The 17,457-nt window shown below is 64.1% G+C and carries 5 protein-coding genes; 3 read left to right on the plus strand and 2 right to left on the minus strand.

The features are described from left to right. Positions 1 to 584: 584 nt before the first annotated feature. Positions 585 to 8,591, plus strand: a complete 8,007-nt coding sequence (locus AC1DZE_RS08260) for a YDG domain-containing protein (protein ID WP_477699942.1) — start codon at positions 585 to 587, stop codon at positions 8,589 to 8,591. Between the two features lie 180 nt (positions 8,592 to 8,771). Here the strand turns inward: AC1DZE_RS08260 and AC1DZE_RS08265 are convergent, their stop codons facing one another. Together AC1DZE_RS08265 and AC1DZE_RS08270 are read right to left on the minus strand one after the other, a co-directional pair. After that, a complete protein-coding gene (locus AC1DZE_RS08265) occupies positions 8,772 to 10,703 on the minus strand; it encodes a sensor histidine kinase (RefSeq protein ID WP_477672914.1) in 1,932 nt (643 codons plus the stop codon). Between the two features lie 54 nt (positions 10,704 to 10,757). Further along, the gene (locus tag AC1DZE_RS08270) at positions 10,758 to 11,453 is read right to left on the minus strand and encodes a response regulator (protein WP_477672913.1); all 696 of its coding nucleotides are present in this window, start codon (positions 11,451 to 11,453) and stop codon (positions 10,758 to 10,760) included. A 393-nt stretch (positions 11,454 to 11,846) separates the two neighbouring features. Here AC1DZE_RS08270 and AC1DZE_RS08275 point away from each other — a divergent pair, with 393 nt between their 5' ends. Together AC1DZE_RS08275 and AC1DZE_RS08280 are read left to right on the plus strand one after the other, a co-directional pair. Beyond that, positions 11,847 to 16,997 (plus strand): two-partner secretion domain-containing protein, encoded by a 5,151-nt coding sequence (locus AC1DZE_RS08275; RefSeq protein WP_477699943.1) that lies wholly within the window; start codon positions 11,847 to 11,849, stop codon positions 16,995 to 16,997. Positions 16,998 to 17,111: 114 nt separating this feature from the next. Beyond that, positions 17,112 to 17,393: a hypothetical protein gene (locus tag AC1DZE_RS08280; protein ID WP_477671895.1), complete on the plus strand. Its 282-nt coding sequence runs from the start codon at positions 17,112 to 17,114 to the stop codon at positions 17,391 to 17,393. Positions 17,394 to 17,457: the final 64 nt, after the last annotated feature.

The following is a 17,457-nucleotide window of genomic DNA, read 5'->3' on the forward strand; positions in this document are numbered from 1 at the left end:
GCGCATGCAGCGGCTTCCTTGGCTTCAGACCAGCAGGGGCCGCAGGCGCAGCGCCCCATTGGGAGGGGCAGTGCATTACACAAAGTGAAAAGCGTGGGGCTTTTCAGGTACAGGCGCTGACTGCCAGGCCGCCGTGCCGTCGAGCGCTGTACGCATAGCTCTGAATGCTATTGTTTTGATAGCTGCTTGCGCCCGTCTGTATTGCCTGAAGTCCTGGTTTCATGCTTAAAAATCGACCAAAAAATGCCTTTTTTGCATCTAACGAACCCAATGGGGCCGGAAAAACGGTGAAAAACTGCTTTTCAGGCAATTTTGGCTATTTTTTTTAGCATTAAAAGTGCCTGTAAGGCAATGCAGATGGGCGCAAGCAGCTATTAAAAGCATAGCAAAATTTTTTGCCAGTGGGGCCCTGTGCCCGCATGGCCAGGCCGGTGTTCCGAAATGCCACACGCCGCCTTTTAACCATACATCCGGACGTTCAATTGGTGGATACTTATGGTTACATGCGCGAGCTGGCTGCTCGTCTTTTTTCCACCGCTCGCCCAGGCGGTAGCCGGATTTCCTGACCTTCCGAAAAGACTCTCATGAAAAGTCACGCCAGCATCAACCGCATCTACCGCCTTGTCTGGAACGCAGCGCTGGGCCTGTGGGTGGCCGTGGCTGAAACCGCCAAAGGCCGAAGCATGGGCGGCTCAGCACGCAGCGGTGTTGAAGTTGCTTCCGCCGGTTCCCGTGGGGGCCTCGTTTTTGTCCTGCATGCACGGTGCCGCGCCGCCGTGGTCATGCTGCTGGCGATGTCCGTCTTTAACTTGCAGGTGCACGCCGCAGACGCGCTGAATTCCACCGTGGTGGTGGGCAGCGGCAGCGTCAGCACCAGCGGCGCCACCACTACGATCAACCAGACCAGCCAGCGTCTGGCGATCGACTGGACATCGCTGTCCACGGCAGCCAATGAAGCGCTGAAATTCAACCAGCCCAATGCGCAGGCCATCGCGCTGAACCGCATCACCGGCAGCAGCCCCAGCGAATTCCTGGGAAGCCTCACGGCCAACGGCCAGGTGTTTATCCTCAACCCCAACGGCGTGCTGTTTGGCGCCGGGTCTCAGGTCAACGTAGGCGGACTGGTGGCTTCGACGCTGTCCATGAGCAACGCCGACTTCCAGGCCGGCAACCATGTTTTCAGCAACAACGGCACGAGTGGCTCTGTCGTGAACAAGGGCACGTTGACGGCTGCGAATGGCGGCTATGTAGCTTTGCTGGCGCCCGAGGTACGCAACGAAGGCGTGATCGCCGCCAGCCTGGGAACCGCATTGCTCGCGGCCGGCAACAAGATCACCCTGAACCTGGATAACGGCAATTTGCTGGGCTACAGCATCGACCAGGGCGCGATCAATGCCTTGGCCGAAAACAAGCTGCTGATCCAGGCGAATGGCGGGCAGGTGCTGCTGTCCGCAAAAGCCATGGACCAGCTGACCACGGCGACGGTGAACAACACCGGTGTCATTGAAGCGAAGACGATTGCCAACAAGGCCGGCCGCATCCTGCTGATGGGCGATATGGAAACGGGTACGGTCAATGTCGGCGGCACGCTCGATGCTTCGGCCCCCGATGGCGGCAATGGCGGCTTTGTCGAAACCAGCGCCGCGCATGTCAAGGTGGCCGACAGCGCCCGGGTCACCACGCTGGCTTCCGCCGGCAACACCGGGAAATGGCTGATAGACCCCAATGACTTCACCATCTCCGCCACGGGCGACATGACGGCCGCAGCCGTCGCGGCCGCTTTGACTGGTGGCAACTTTGAAATCCAGACCGCCACCATGGGCACGGCCGGCGGCAACGGCGACATCCACGTCAACCAGGCGATCAACCGGACGGACAACAACACCTTCACGCTGACTGCCGAGCGCGACATCAACATCAATACCGGCGCGAACATCACCAAAACCAATGCAGGCGCGGCCGGTATGACCATGACCGCCGGGCGCAACATCCTCCTCAACGGCAATATCGGTGTCGGCGGGCCTTCCACAAATCTTACTGTGACGGCCAACGCTGCCGGCGATATTACCGGCACGGGAACCCTGAACCTGAATGGCGGCGCGCTGGACATGACGGCCGACGGCACCATCGGCGGCACCGACGGCCTGGGGCAAATCTTTGCCGGCAGTTTGAAGCTGAAAGCCACCACGGGTGAAGTGGTCATGAATAGCGGCGTGGACTGGCAGGCCAGCTCCTTTGACCTGTACGCGGGTACCAACATTCGGGGAAATGCCGGCGCCGTCAATGCCACCATGACTGCGCCCGGCGGCAGCTTCACCGCATCTGCGGGCAACACGGGCAATGGGCGAATACGCATCAACAGCTTCTCCAATGCCATAGGCACGCTCAACCTGACCGCCCTGGGGACAGGCGGAGGTGGCCAGGTCGACTTTTTGAGTGCCTCAGCCATTGGCAACGCTTCCATTACGGCAGCCCAGGACGTGAACGTCAGCGCGACTGGCAGCCTCAACCTCAATGCCCTGACCCTGACGGGCGCCAACCAGAACGTCAGCCTGGCGGCCAGTGGCGGCACGCTAACGACGCTGGGCGCCCTGAACACCGGCCCAAGCAACCTGACCTTGTCGGGCGGCTCTCTCTCCCTGGGCGGCGCCTTGAGCGCCAACAACCTCAGCCTGACTGCAACGAGCGGCCTGAACATCAACCGGGACCTCACGGCGACGGGCAACCTGACGCTCATTGCAAACAATACCGGCGTTCAGCAAACCGCCGGCGTCCTGATCGCGGGCGGCACGACGACCGTCAATGCCGGCGTGGGCCAGGTCAGCCTGACAGGCGCCAACAATTTCACCGGTGCGGTCAGCGTTACCAATTCCGGTGCAAGCAACGTCGCGATCAACAATGCGGGCGGTGCGCTGACCCTGGGCACTGTGTCTGTCGGCAGCGGCACGCTGAGCCTGAGCGGCAACAACATCGCGCAGACGGGCGCGATCACGCAGGCCGCCGGCGCGGGTGCGGTGACCATCAACGGCGGCGCCGGCGTGATAAACCTGAGCAACGCGGGCAACAATTTCACGGGTGCGGTTGGGCTCAATAATTCCGGCGTCAATGCAGTGACCATCCGGAATGTGAACGACCTGGTGCTGGGCCCATCCACCGTGGGCGGCAGCCTGACGGCGACTTCCAGCACCGGCTCCATTTCGCAGGCCGGCGCATTGAATGTGACGGGTGCTTCCACGTTCACGCTCAACGGCAGCAGCAAGGACGTGCTGCTGGGCACTTCGGCCAACACCTTCGTCGGTGGCGTGACGGTGAACGGCAGTGGCAGCGTCAGAGACATGGCCTTCCGTTATGGCAGCGGTTTTGCCTTTCCCACCACGCCCAGCTACTCCGGCACCCTGACGCTGATCAAAGACACCGGGATCATCAACCTGGGCACACAAACCTTCAGCGGCGGACTCGCGCTGACGGCGGGCGGCGGCATCAACCTGTTCGGCGGTACGCTGCAGACGGGCGGCGCACAAACCTTCAACAGCGCGGTAACGGTTGCCGGCACCGTCAGCCTGGTCAGCACCGCCGGCGGTATCACATTCGCCAACACGGTCGATGGCGCGAACGCACTGAGCACCACGAGCGCCGGGGCCACCAATTTCAATGCGTCGGTGGGCGCCACCACGGCGCTGACCAGCTTGAGCGTCACTTCGGGCGGCGCCATCAACGTGCAGACCGGCGCCACGCTGCGAACGGGTGACCTGATGCTGACGGCGGCAGGCGGCATAGGCAATGGCATCGGCGGTGCAGCGGCTATTGATGCGGCGCGCCTGAGCGCCATCAATTCAGTCGGCGGCCATATTGCACTGTCGCACACCGGCACGGGCACGCTGGTGGTAACAGACCTGGGGCAGGGCGATGGCATACAGAACAGCGTCGTGGGCGGCAACGTCAGCCTGGCAGCGGCCAATGGCAGCATCCAGGTGCTGGGCAGCAAGGTCAGTGCGGCCGGCGGCAACGTCGTGCTCAGCGCGGCAGGCGCCAGCACTACGCATTCGCTGGAGATCGTGAACAACGGCGCTACCCAATCGAACGTTACTACCACCGGCACAGGCAACATCACCATCAACGGCGACTTGACGAGCGGCGGCGCCAGCGCCACCGGCGGCTCGGCGGGCGGCGTGGTCATTACCAATTCCAACATCACCGCAGGCAACGGAACGATCACCATTTCGGGCAACGCGGGCGTGCCGTCCGGTTTGGCGCAGGTTTCACGCGGCGTGCGCCTGGATTCGGGCGCGAAAGTTACCGGGGCCGGCAACATCAGCATCACGGGCCGGGTCGGCACCAGTTCACTGGCCACCAGCGAGGGTTTGCAGTTGGCTGGCGGGGCGGAGGTCTCTAGCACAGGTGGAGACATTGCGTTCACCGGCACGCTGAACAATCCATCCATCTTTGCCGGAACGGGCCTGCATGTCAGCGGCAAGGTGCAGTCCGGCGCCAGCAAGAAAATCACGCTCACCGGTACGGCGACCGTGGGCGGTTCCTCGGGCACCGGTATATTGATCGATGGGGCAGCAGAGCTGCTCGCCGGCACGGGTGGTTTGACCATTGTGGGCACCGTCAACTCTTCGACGACTGCCACCAACGTCATTGGCACATCCATCGTCGCCTCCAGCCCCGGTGCCAGCCCCATCATCAGCTCTACAGGCGCAATAGATATTACTGGCGCCATGAGTGCCAACTCCGCTTCAGGCAACAGCGCTTTACGCATGGAGGGCGGCACCATCAACTCCAATGGCGCGAACATCGTCTTGCGTGGCTCCGGCGTGCCTGCGCCAGCGCCTGTGGCTGCCCGTGATGTCTATCTCGGCGGTACGACGGTCGCCAGCAGTGGCGGCGAAATCCAGATTATTGGCAACCGGGTCGAGATTCTCAGTGCGGTCAATGCAGGGGCCGGCCGGGTGGTGATTGCACCTTTTACCTCCAACCGGGAGATCAAGCTCGAGTCAGGTGTGGGGGGTATTGAAGCCATGACACTGAATTTGGCGGCCTCTGAGTTGGGCTTAATCACGGCCGGTGTGTTGCAGATTGGCACCCTGACGAGCACAGGCGGTATTGAGATCGCTGGCCCCATCACGGCTGCGCCAGGGCCTTTGCCGGTCATCAGCCTGCTCAATGCCGGCAGCATCAGCCAGACGGGAGCAATCAGTGTGGGCAAGCTCAACGCGGTAGGTTCCTCCGTGACCCTGACCAACGCCGGCAACCAGATCGACGAAATCAGCGGGCGCTCTATCACCGGCGCATTCGCCGTTACCAGCAGCAAGGCTGCGCCGCTCACGGTTGGCACGGTTGACGGGTACGCCGGCATCAACTCGGGCGGCAACCCCACCGCGCTCACCAACCTGAACGGCGCCATCGCGCAGACCCAGGCCATTGTGGCCAGCAGCTTCACCGGCAGCGGTGCAGGTGGCGCCAATCTCAACCTGGCTGCCAACCAGATCGGCGCCTTTAATGTCGACAACAGCGGCGCGGGCGATATCGTGCTGCGCAACGGCATCAACACCACACTCACGTCCCTCACCAATACCGGCGCTGGCCGCATCGACGTCGACAACATCGGCACGGTCACGCTGGCGTCAAGCGGCATCACCAGCAGCGGCACGGCCACGGGTACTGCCGCCGGCACAGCGGCGGTGCGCATCAAAGGCTCGCAGGGCATTGTGGCCAGCGGTGCGGCCCCGCACATCAGCAATTCTGCGGGCGGCTCGGTTTACCTCGACGGCGGCGCAGGCAGTGTGGGCACCAGCCCCGCCGGCGCGGTGGGTATTTCCGCTGCGTCCGTCAGTGCGGTGGCGGCAGGCGGCGCCTCGCAAATCAACCTGAGCCTGGCCAACGGCGGCACGCTGGAAAACATCTTCGCGGCGGGCAGCGTCAATGTCACGGCCACTGCCGGTAGCCTGGCGGTCAAGACGGTGTCAAGCAACTCGGTCAGCCTCAGCGCCGCAGCCGGTGCCATCACCGACGCCAACGGCGCGGCGAACAACGTCAGCGGGACGTCGCTGACTGCTTCCTCACAAAACGGCATCACGCTGGGCACCAACGTGAGCGGTGCGCAGGTGCTGAGTACCACGGGCGCAGCCGGTGACATCAGCATCACCGCCGCCAATGCCATCGACACCAGCAACTTCAGCGCGAGCACCAATGCGGGTTCCGCCCAAACGGTCAGCCTGGCTTCGAATGCCGGCATCACGGTGGGCGGCGCGTTCGGCAACAGCCAGGACAAGCTCAAGCTGATCGCGACCGGCGGCAACATCGCCATCAACGGCGCGCTGACGGCCAGCGAACTCACGCTGAACACCGCCGGTACCAGCACACAGAGCGCGGCGATCACTGCCACGGGCCTGGAACTGCTGGGCACCGGCAGCCATACGCTGAACAATGCAGGCAACGCGGTGACCACGCTGGCAGGCAATACCGGCAGCGTCGACTACTCGCAGGCCGGCGCGCTGGCCGTCGGCACCGTCAACACGGCAGGGTTGACTGCCAGCGGCAAGGTGCTGGTGCGCGCCACCGGCGCTGCGGGTGACATCACGCTGAACAACACCGTGACTTCCGGCAGTGCCGCCAATGATTCGCTGGTGCTGGCCGCCGGGCGCAACTTCATCAACAACGCCGGCGCCACGCCGCTGAACCCGGGCGCGGGCCGCTTCCTGGTGTATTCGACCGACCCGACGGCCAACACCTTTGGCGGCTTTGCCTCCACCGGCAACGCTTTCAGCCGTACCTACGCCGCCAATGCTCCCACCGATGCGTCCATGACCTCGCTCAGCGGCAACCGCATGGTCTACAGCGTCACGCCGGTTCTGAACGTGAGCGGCGACAACAAGACCAAGGTCTACGGCGCAACCGATCCGGCGCTGAGCTATACCCTGAACTCCGGCCTGGTGGCGGGCGACACGGCAGGCAGCGCGCTGGCCGGCTTGCTTGCCGCGCCGACCGGCTTCTCAGCATCCGCAGGTACACACGCCATCACGCAGGGCACGCTGGCGGCGGCCCTGGGTTACGGCATCGCCTATACCAACGGCACGCTGACGGTGGACAAAGCCACGCTGACCGTGACCGGCATGGCGGCCAATAACAAGACCTACGATGGCACCGCGACAGCGGCCTTGGGCAACATAGGCACCCTCGCGGGGCTGGCCTACAGCGAGGCACTGACCCTGAGCTCCACGGGCGCCAGCTTCAGTGATGCCAACGCAGCCGCCGGCAAAACCGTCACGGCCACCTACAGCCTGGCCAACGGGGCAGGGGGGCTCGCCAGCAACTACCAGCTGGCTGCGGCTCCCGTCACGGCGACGGCCGACATCGGCAAGGCCACGCTGACTGTCACCGGCATGGTGGCTGACAACAAGACCTACAACGGCAGCACCGCGGCAACCCTGAGCAACATCGGCACGCTGACGGGCCTGGTCAGCGGCGAGGCATTGACCTTGAGCTCCACGGGCGCGAGCTTCGCTGACGCGAATGCCGGCACAGGCAAAACCGCGACGGCTACCTACAGCCTGGCCAACGGCGCGGGCGGGCTGGCCGGCAACTATCAGCTGGCGGCGGCGCCTGTCACGGCAACGGCCAACATCGACAAGGCCACGCTCACCGTGACCGGCGTGGCAGCCAACAACAAAACCTATGATGGCAACGCGACGGCCACACTGAGCAACGCAGGAGCCCTGAGCGGCCTGGTCAGCGGTGAAGCCCTGACCTTGAACTCCACCGGCGCGAGCTTTGCCGACAAGAATGCCGCCACGGGGAAAACCGTAACGGCCACCTACAGCCTGGCCAACGGGGCAGGTGGTTTGGCCAGCAACTATCAGCTCGCGGCCGCGCCCGTTACCACGACCGCCAACATTGCCCAGCTCGGCATCACCGTCAACGCCACGACCGCCAACAAAACCTATGACGGCACCACCGCCAGCAGCAGCACGTTGGCCAGCAGCGGCGTTCTGAGTGGGGATGTCGTCAGCTTCAGCGGCAGCGCGCTGTTTGCGGACCAGAACGCGGGCACGGGCAAGACCGTCAACGTCACCGGTATCGGCGCCGGCGGCATCGATGGAGGCAACTACAACCTGCTGAACACCACGGCCAGCAGCACCGCCGACATTGCCAAGGCCAGCCTGAGCGTTACCGCCAACAACGACAGCAGAACTGTCGGCGCCGCAGCCTATGCCGGCGGCAACGGTGTGAGCTACAGCGGTTTTGTGGCCGGTGAAACAGCCGCCGTGTTGGGCGGCACGCTGACTTACGGCGGCAATTCACAGGGTGCCAGCACCGCAGGCAGCTACGCCATCACGCCTGGCGGCTACAGCGCCGGCAACTATGCGCTGACGTACCTGGACGGCGCACTGACCATCAACCCTGTAGCAACGCTGGTGCCGGTATTGCCGGGCGGCAGCCCGGCAAGCGACGCCTACCTGAGTGCGCTGCGGAACATCGCGAGCCTTGGCGCTTCAGGTGACGGTGGCGGCGCGCAGGGAGGTGGTGCAGACCCCAGTGACGCCCTGAAAGCTGCCGCTGCCGAAGCCGGAAACACGAACGAGGAATAAGCCCACCCCCGTCCAGCCTCACTTCGTGTAGCCTGTTCCCCCCTCAGGGGGCGGCGCCTGCGGTCTGGCAAAGCCAGTCCCGCGGCCCCCGTTTGTGCGCACAGAACTCTTCAACCGGCATGAGCCGTGGAACCGGCTTTGCCGGGCCACAGGCGGGCGGCCCCCTCGGGGGGCAAGGAACTACACGGAGTGAGTGACTGTGGGGGCCAATGGAAGCCACAAGGTAAAGCGCGTGCCCGCCGGCCCCGATTGCCAGTTGACCGTGCCGTCAATGGTTTGCGCGCGGCGCCGCTGGTTTTGCAGGCCTTTCCCCGCGGCGTCGCCAAAGGCTTGGTCGACATCAAAGCCCTGGCCGTTGTCTTCGATGATGACCTGCACCCCGGCGCCTTCGATGGCAGTGCTAAAGCGGATCTCGGTCGCATGCGTATGGCGCAGGATGTTGGCCACGCTTTCCTGGATGATGCGCAGGATGTGCAGCGCGCTGGAAGGGTTCAGCCAGTCCAGCGTGGGGAGTACCTGCACTTCCCACAGCAGCGTGACGCCGGTGCCTTCCAGCCGGGGTTCGAGCCGGAAACGCAGTGTGGCCAGCAGCAGCAACAGGTCGGCCTCCACCGGCTCCATCGAGTCGATGGCGAGCTTCAGGTCGTCCATACAGTCCTTGAGGGTCTGCGTCACGCGTTCGTCGCTCATGCCGCCGCCTTCGATGGAGCGGATGGCGCTGATCAGCGTCGAGCCCAAGCCGTCGTGCATGTCCTGCATCATGCGCTGGCGTTCATCGCTCAGCATCTGCTGCTGGGCAATCTCGCGCAGGCTGCGGTGGCTGGCTTCAAGTTCGGCTTCGCGTGCCCGCAGGCGCTCGGCCAGGCTGGCGTTGACCTGCTCGACTTCCGCAATGGCGCCGGTGTAACGGCGGTACATCACGTAACCGAAGACGCTGAAGGTGATCGCGTTGGTATGCGGGCCCAGATACCAGTTTTCGGGGCTGATGAAATTGTTCTGTACCAGCCAGTCGGTCGCGCTAAAGAGCGTGGCCAGCACCGTCCCGATGGCCACCACCATGGCGCTGCGAGAGCGCCCCCAGGCGTTGATGACGCCCGCCGCGCTGACGCTCACGCCCATCAGTGCGGCCACCACATACAGCACTGGTGTGGTCCTCGGCGTGTTGGGCAGGGCCGACCACAGGGGCAGGGTCAGCAGGGCCATCAGCACGGACGCGGTGATCAGTGCCCGCGTCAGCCACAGTTGCTGGCGCCGGTGCAGCAGGCCGATTGAAAAGTGCACCACCGTGACCAGCCAGAACAGCGAGTTGACGGTGAACCAGGCAAACCAGTCATTGGCAATCGGGAAGCTCACATAAAAATGCAGGCCCCGCATGAAGGACATGGCCGCCAGCACAAAAAACAGCAGATAGCCCGGCTCATGCCGGCGCCGCAACCACACCAGCAAGGCGAAGATGCCGACCGCGAGGAAAGCCGAGCTGAACATCCCCGGCAATTCCTGCTGCAGCCATTGGCGGCCGTGGTAGCGCCAGCTGATGGCATCCACCGGGCCCAGCCACAGTGATGACAGCGCCACCTGCGTCGCAGCCGTGTGCTCGATGCGCAGCGTGATCTCGTGCGGCGGCCGGCCATCGGCTGATTTCTCCAGCAGCACCCACATCGGCGTGTGCGGGCTGTTCCATAACGGGCCTTGCTGCTGTGCGGTGTGTACCAGGTGACCGTCGGCATACACCGCGAGGGTGCCGTCGGTGCGCACGCGGGCCGCATACAGCGCCAGTGGCGTGGATGATGCCGGGGCTTGCGGCACGGTCAGTCGAAACCAGCTGGTGCGTGTGACGGGGGCCTCGCCGGCGGATGCTGCAGCCCGGGCCTGTCCCAGCAACGCTATGGGCAGGGCATGCGGCAGCGTAACGGGTTGCCAGCGGTCCAGCAGGATTTGGCCGTCGAGGGTGAGCGGTGGCGAGGTGAAGCCCGCATCGGTTTGCACCTGCCAGTCAGCCTGGGTGAGATGCAGGGCCGCTGCGCTGGCGGAGCCACCCGCGCGGGTGCCTGCAGAGTCACAGGCGACAAGACCCGTCAGCACCGCAGCCGCTGCCAGCAGCGCTACGGCCATGCGGGGCGAAAAACGCAGGAGGCGGTGGTGATGAAAAGGCATTCGCGCGGGCAACTACTGCGCCAAAATGCCCTGGTTCCTGGCTTCGTAGATCGCTTCAGCCTTGGAGGTAACCTTGAGTTTGCTGTAGATGCGCCGCACAAAAGTGCGCACCGTGAAGTGCGACAACTCCATCAGCCTGGCGATTTCCACGGCGGTGAAGCCTTTGGTGATGTAGTCCAGCACTTCCTTTTCACGCGCCGACAGCAGCGATGGTGCGTCGATATCGGCGGGCGTCGTGCCGGCGCCGGCTGCGGTGCTGCGGCGAAAGCGTGCCAGCACCTGCCGGGCGATGATGGGGCTGATCGGGCTGCCGCCGCTGGCCAGGCTGCGGATCTCGGCCGCCATCTTCAGCGGTGAGCTGTCTTTCAGCAGGTAGCCGGCAGCGCCGGACTCGATCGACTGCATCACATGCGTCTCGTCGCCAAAATTGGTGCTCACCATGATGCTGCAGGCCGGCCACTGTCGGGAAGCCGCGCGGATCACGTCGATGCCCGAGCCGTCGGGCAGGCCCAAATCAACCAGCAGCACATCGGCCGGCGGCTGCATCAGCATCTGCAAGCCTTCGGCACGGGTGCCTGCCGCGCCCACCAGGCGCATGTCAGAAGCGCCTTGCACCACGCGACTCAGGGCTCCGCGAAAGCCCGGATCGTCCTCGACGATGGCGACATGGATCACGGGCAGATCTTGTTCAGCGGGAGGTGCATTCATCAGGCAGACATTTTGCGACGGTTTCGGGCGCGCGACTCGCTATTTGTGTAGATCGTTTGTTCTACATGCAATCCGGTAACGGGTGTCTGGTCACCGGCAGGGCCTGTTTGCTGCCCGTCGGTGCTGATCGTCATGCCACCCGAACAGCCGGTTCGCTATATTTTTGATAGCTGTTCGTGCCCATTCCTTTTGGTCTGCAGCCCGACATCCTGTCCAGGACGCGGCCCCTCAAGGTATCTGGCGTAGCGCATATGTGCTACAGACAGCGGCTTTCGTGATTCGTACGATGACGGCCAGTCGGCCAGAGCGTTCCATAACAGCCGGGGCGCGGGCCCGGCTGATTGGCGAACCGCCTGGTCCGCTGCAAGTTCCGCCCGTCAACGAAAGTCTTCCATGAAAAGCCACGCCAGCATGAACCGTATTTACCGCCTCGTCTGGAACGCGGCTTTAGGGTTGTGGGTGGCTGTGGCTGAGAACGCCAGAGGCAAAAGCAAGGGCGGCTCTGCGCGTAGCAGCGTGCTGTTCGGCTCGGCACCGGCCGAATCGGCTGAAGGGGGTGGCGAAGGCGCGGGCTTCAGGCTCAATACCGCCTGCCGCGCAGCGCTGGTATTGCTCACTTCTCTTGCCGTGGTCACGCACCAGGCGCGTGCTGCCGATGCGGCCAATGCCAGCGTGACCGCGGGTGCGGCTGGCATCACCACGGTCGGCAACACCACCACGATCAACCAAAGCTCCCAGCGGGTAGCCATCGACTGGACATCCCTGTCTACCGCAGCGAACGAGGCGCTGAGATTCAACCAGCCCAATGCGCAGGCGATTGCGCTGAACCGCATCACCGGCAGCAGCCCGAGCGAGCTGCTGGGTAGCCTCACGGCCAACGGCCAGGTCTTCATTCTCAATCCCAACGGTGTGTTGTTTGGTGCGGGTTCTCAGGTCAACGTCGGCGGCCTGGTGGCTTCTACCCTTTCCATGAGCAATGCCGACTTCATGGCCGGCAACAACGTGTTCACGGGTTCCGGTGGCTCAGTGGTGAATCAGGGCACGCTGAACGCCGCGCCCGGTGGTTACCTGGCGTTGCTGGCCCCCGAAGTGCGCAACGAAGGCGTGATGACCGCGAGCCTTGGAACAGCGCTGCTGGCTGCGGGCAACAAAGTCACCTTGAACCTCGACAACGGTAGTTTGCTCGGCTACAGCATCGACCAGGGTGCGATCAACGCACTGGCAGAGAACAAACACCTCATCCAGGCCGATGGCGGGCAGGTGCTGCTCTCGGCCAAAGCCCTGGACAGCCTGACCATGGGCACCGTCAACAACACCGGCATCATTGAAGCGAAGACCATCGCCAACAAGGCCGGCCGCATCATGCTGATCGGCGACATGGAACACGGCATGGTCAACATCGGCGGCACGCTGGATGCCAGCGCCCCCGATGGCGGTGACGGCGGCTTTATCGAGACAAGCGCCGCGCACTTCAAAATCCTGCCGGGCCTCAGGGTGAACACGCTGGCGCCGCGAGGCAAGACCGGCACCTGGCTGCTGGACCCGGCCACGATGACCATCGCGGGCGGCACAGGCGGGGCCGCCGACACCATTTACGAAGACACGATTGAAGCGATGGGTTCCGACGTGGTTATCGAGGCCACGGATTCGATCAACGTCGCGGGCACCTTCGGCAATGCCGATGTGGAGCTCCTCAGTGGCCGCAATCTCACCATCAGAACCACAGGCCCCACCGGTACCGGCATCGACCTCACGGGCAGCACGCATGGCGCCGGCCTGACGTTCAAGGTTTCCGGCGGGGGCTCGGCGAGCGTGACCACAGCCGCGGCCAGCCAGGCCATCAAGACCTCCGCAATTTCCGTGACCGGCGGCGCCGGAACGATCAATATCAACTCCGCCGGCGCGCTGGATATCAGCAACACGGTCCTGCAGACCAGCGGAGGCGCGATCACGCTGTCCGGGGCGGGCCAGGCCGGGAGCTCGGGCGTTCTGGTGTCCCAGAGCACCGTGAACGCCGGCACCGGCGCCCTCACCATCAACGGCACCACGACAGACCAGTCGCAGTATGGCGTGTTGCTGGACCGCTCCACGCTTACCAGCGGCAATGCCAACATCAACAGCGTCGATAGCGCCGTGAAGCTGGCGGGCACCAGCGTGGCAAGCACCGGAAACATCACCGTCGAAGCGTCGGGTGCCAGGACGAGCCACCACGCGCTCGAGCTCGTCAATGAAGGCGCCACGCAAACCAACATCGGCGTCAGCGGGGGCGGAACGATAAACATCACCGGCAGACTGGTGAATGGCGGTGGCAGCGCCACGGGCGGCTCTTCGGGCGGCGTGGTCGTCACCAATTCCAGCGTGACCGGCGGCACCGGCACCGTCACCATCGCCGGTGACGTAGGCATGACCGGGGTCATCGCTCAGGTGGCCCGCGGCGTACGGCTGGATTCTCTGGCCAGGATCACAGGTGCGGGCAATATCGACATCACCGGGCGTACAGGGTTGTTTTCCCTGGCAGGTACTGCCGGCGTGGAACTCGGCACCGGCTCGGAGGTATCCAGCACCGGCGGCTATATCACCGCTACCGGCCGGGCCGGTGTCAGTAGTGCCGCCACCGAGGTCAAGGGCCTGATAGCAAGAGGAAAAGTGCAGTCCGGCACCTTGCGCAGCATCACGCTGGACGGATCGTCCTCGTTAAATGCTGCCGGGATCAGCGGCTCCGGCGTCCTCATCGATGCCGGCRCAGACATCGTCGCGGGCAGGCTTGGTTTTAACAGTACGGGTTTGTTCAGTAGTTCGAACGGGGGAACGGCGAACATTACCGGCATCTCCATGGTGGGCGGCAGCATCAACTCGACCGGCGAGATCACCATGATCGGCAACCTCGGTGGGACAAGCTCTATGGGCGGGGGTCATGCCGTGAGCCTGACCGGCGGCAGCATCAACTCCAACACGGCGGCCATGACGCTGCGCGGAATGAATTTTCCTACGGGTGCAATTGCGCCGGCCGGCAGCTACGCCCTGAACATCGACGGCGCCAGCATCACCAGCGGAGGCGGTGCGATCACGCTGCTGGGCGACCGCATCAACATCGGCTCCGCCGTCAACGCGGGCGCGGGCAAGGTGCTGGTCAACACGGACATCTTCAGCGCCAACCAGCCGATCACACTCGGCGGCGCATCAGAAACCGCCGCCATGAACCTGAGCAACGCCGAGCTTAACCGGATCACCGCGTCGGTGATCGCGATCGGCAGCACTTCCAATACAGGCGGCATAGTCATCGGCAACACCGGCGGCGCGATCAACCTGGCCAGCGCACCCAGCTTGAGCCTGATAAACAGCAACGCTGCAGGTTCGGGCATCTCGCAAACAGCGGCATTCACGGTTGCCAACCTGAAGGCCGATGCACAAACCGTCATCCTGGACAACTCACTCAACCAGATCAGCCAGGTCAGCGGTCGCGCCTACGGAACGAACAATTTCGAGGTTAGCTCCTACTCTGCCTTGTCGGTGGGGACGGTGGACGGAACGGCCGGCATCACCCAGTCCGGCACCGGTCTTGTTGCGCTGCTAAGCCGCGGCGCGCTGTCGCAAACCCAGGCCATCGTCGCGAACACCTTGCAGGCCACCAGTTTCGGGGGCATGACGCTGGCCAACGCAGGCAACCAGATCCAGAATTTCGGCAGACTTAACAACAGTACATCGGGCGACATCACCCTTCGCAACACCGCCGCCACCGCCAGCTTCCAGGGCAGCTTCAACAGCGCCGGCCGCGTCGATATCGCCAACACGGGCAATATCTTGATGGTGGGCTCCTACATGCCTTTTTTGAGCAACGCCACGGGTACGACTGCGGGCACCGCCGGCTTCAGCATGGTGGCCACGGGCGGCATCAGTACGCAAACTGTCCAGACCAACATCAATCCCCTCTCGGGTGGCTCGGTCTACCTGGAGGCGGGCAACGGCAGCATAGGCGCCAGCACCGCCCGCCCCATCACCATTTACACGACCGGCCCGGTCGTTGCGGTGGCGAGCGGCGCCGGTTCACAGGTCAACCTGGACCTGGCCAACGGCGGCACCCTGGAAAACGTCAGTGCAACGGGCGCGGTGAACGTCACCGCTGCCTTCGCCCTGGCGGTCAAGACGGTGTCCGGCAGCTCGGTCACTCTCAGCTCCTCGCTCGGAGCCATCCTTGACGCCAATGGCGCGGCCAACAACATCACCAGCACCACGCTTAACGCGACCGCACGGGAAAGCATCACGCTGGGCACCAATGTGACCGGCCTGCAAACGCTGGCGACCACAGAACCTGGCGCTGCGGGCGACATCAGCCTCACTGCCGCCAATGCGCTGAGTACCAGCAATCTCGCCATCAGCACTAACGCCGGGTCTGCGCAGACAGTCAGCGTGTCATCCGCGGCCGGCATCACGGTCGACAACGCCTTCGGCAATGCGCAGGACAAGTTCAAGCTGATCACGACCGGTGGCAACATCGCCATCAACGGCGCGCTGACGGCCAGCGAACTCACGCTGAGCACCGCCGGTACCAGCACACAAACCGCGGGCATCACGGCCACCGGCCTGGAGCTGCTGGGCACGGGCAGCCACGCACTGACCAACGCCGCCAATGCGGTGACCACGCTGGCCGGCAACACAGGCAACGCCAGCTACTCGCAGGCCGGTGCGCTGGCCATTGGCACCGTCAACACAGCAGGGCTGACTGCCAGCGGCAAGGTGTTGGTGCGCACCACAGGGGCGGCCAGCGACCTCACTTTGAACAACACCGTCACCTCCGGCAGCGCGGCCAATGATTCCCTGGTGTTGGCCGCCGGGCGCAACCTTGTGAACAACGCCGGGGCTGGCGCGCTCAATCCTGGCGCGGGCGGCCGTTTCCTCGTGTATTCGACCGATCCGGCTGCCAGCACCCTGGGCGGCCTGGTTTCCACCGGCAACGCCTTTGGCCGCACCTATGCCGCCAATGCGCCCAGCGATGCGTCAATGGCCTCTCTCACCGGTAACCGCTTTGTCTACAGCGTTGTGCCGACGCTCAACGTGAGCGGCGACAACGTGAGCAAGGCATACGGCGGCGCCGACCCGGCCCTCACCTACACCGTCAACAGCGGCCTGGTGGCGGGCGACACCGCGGCAACTGCGCTGAACGGTGCGCTGTCGGCGCCCACAGGCGCTGCCACGACCAGCCCCACACATGCCATCACGCAGGGCACGCTGGCATCGGCCCTGGGTTACAACGTCGTCTATACCAACGGCACGCTGACGATGACCGGTACGCCGCCTTTGCCTGCATCCCTTTTCGGCGTGACGGCAGCGCTGGATGGGCCTTATGTGACCGCGCTCAACACCATTGCCGGCACGGGCAATGCCATGGGTGGCGTCACGGGTGGCGCCGATAGCGCCAATGGAGATGGCACAGGCAGCATATCGAGCGCGGTGGACGACGATCCGTTCAACATACTGGATGATGGCGCGCGCATGAAGGCGTTGAATGCCGCCGCAGAGGCAGCCCGCCAGGACAGAGGCGAATAGGCGGCAGCTTGGGGAGGAGGCGGGGTAGGCGAGGCCCTGGTGGGCCTGCGGTGAGACTCTGCGCAGGCAGCCTGCACGGGTGTGGTTACCTTGCTGGCCACTGGCTTGCCTTTGGTGACTGCCAGTAAAGGCAGTACTACGCCCGGCACGCCAGACACAGTGCAGTACAGGATCGCGCTGCAAACCATCTACCAAACCAGCCGCGAGACGGTCAACAGCGGCCCCGCCAGCTTCATTGAGCCCGACAACCGCGACGATGAGGCGGGCGGGAATGGCAACGGCAGTAACGGCAACAGCGGTGACAGCGGCAACGCCAGGCTGTCGAACTCGCTGGTCAGTATCGTCAGCTGCGGTTTATTGATGCCCAAAAGCGTTAGCCGTGCCACTTGTGAATAAACCATTTTCATGGCTCTTCATTAGCTCAGTCGGGCTGTAGCCATTTATGGGCGGGCGCAAGCAG

The organism is Polaromonas sp. P1_F1 (genome assembly GCF_056405795.1).

Bases quoted from the DNA above. Each gene is read 5' to 3' on its own strand.
- AC1DZE_RS08260 (WP_477699942.1), top strand. From the start codon at position 585: ATGAAAAGTCACGCCAGCATCAACCGCATCTACCGCCTTGTCTGGAAC.
- AC1DZE_RS08265 (WP_477672914.1), bottom strand. From the start codon at position 10,703: ATGGCCGTAGCGCTGCTGGCAGCGGCTGCGGTGCTGACGGGTCTTGTC.
- AC1DZE_RS08270 (WP_477672913.1), bottom strand. From the start codon at position 11,453: ATGAATGCACCTCCCGCTGAACAAGATCTGCCCGTGATCCATGTCGCC.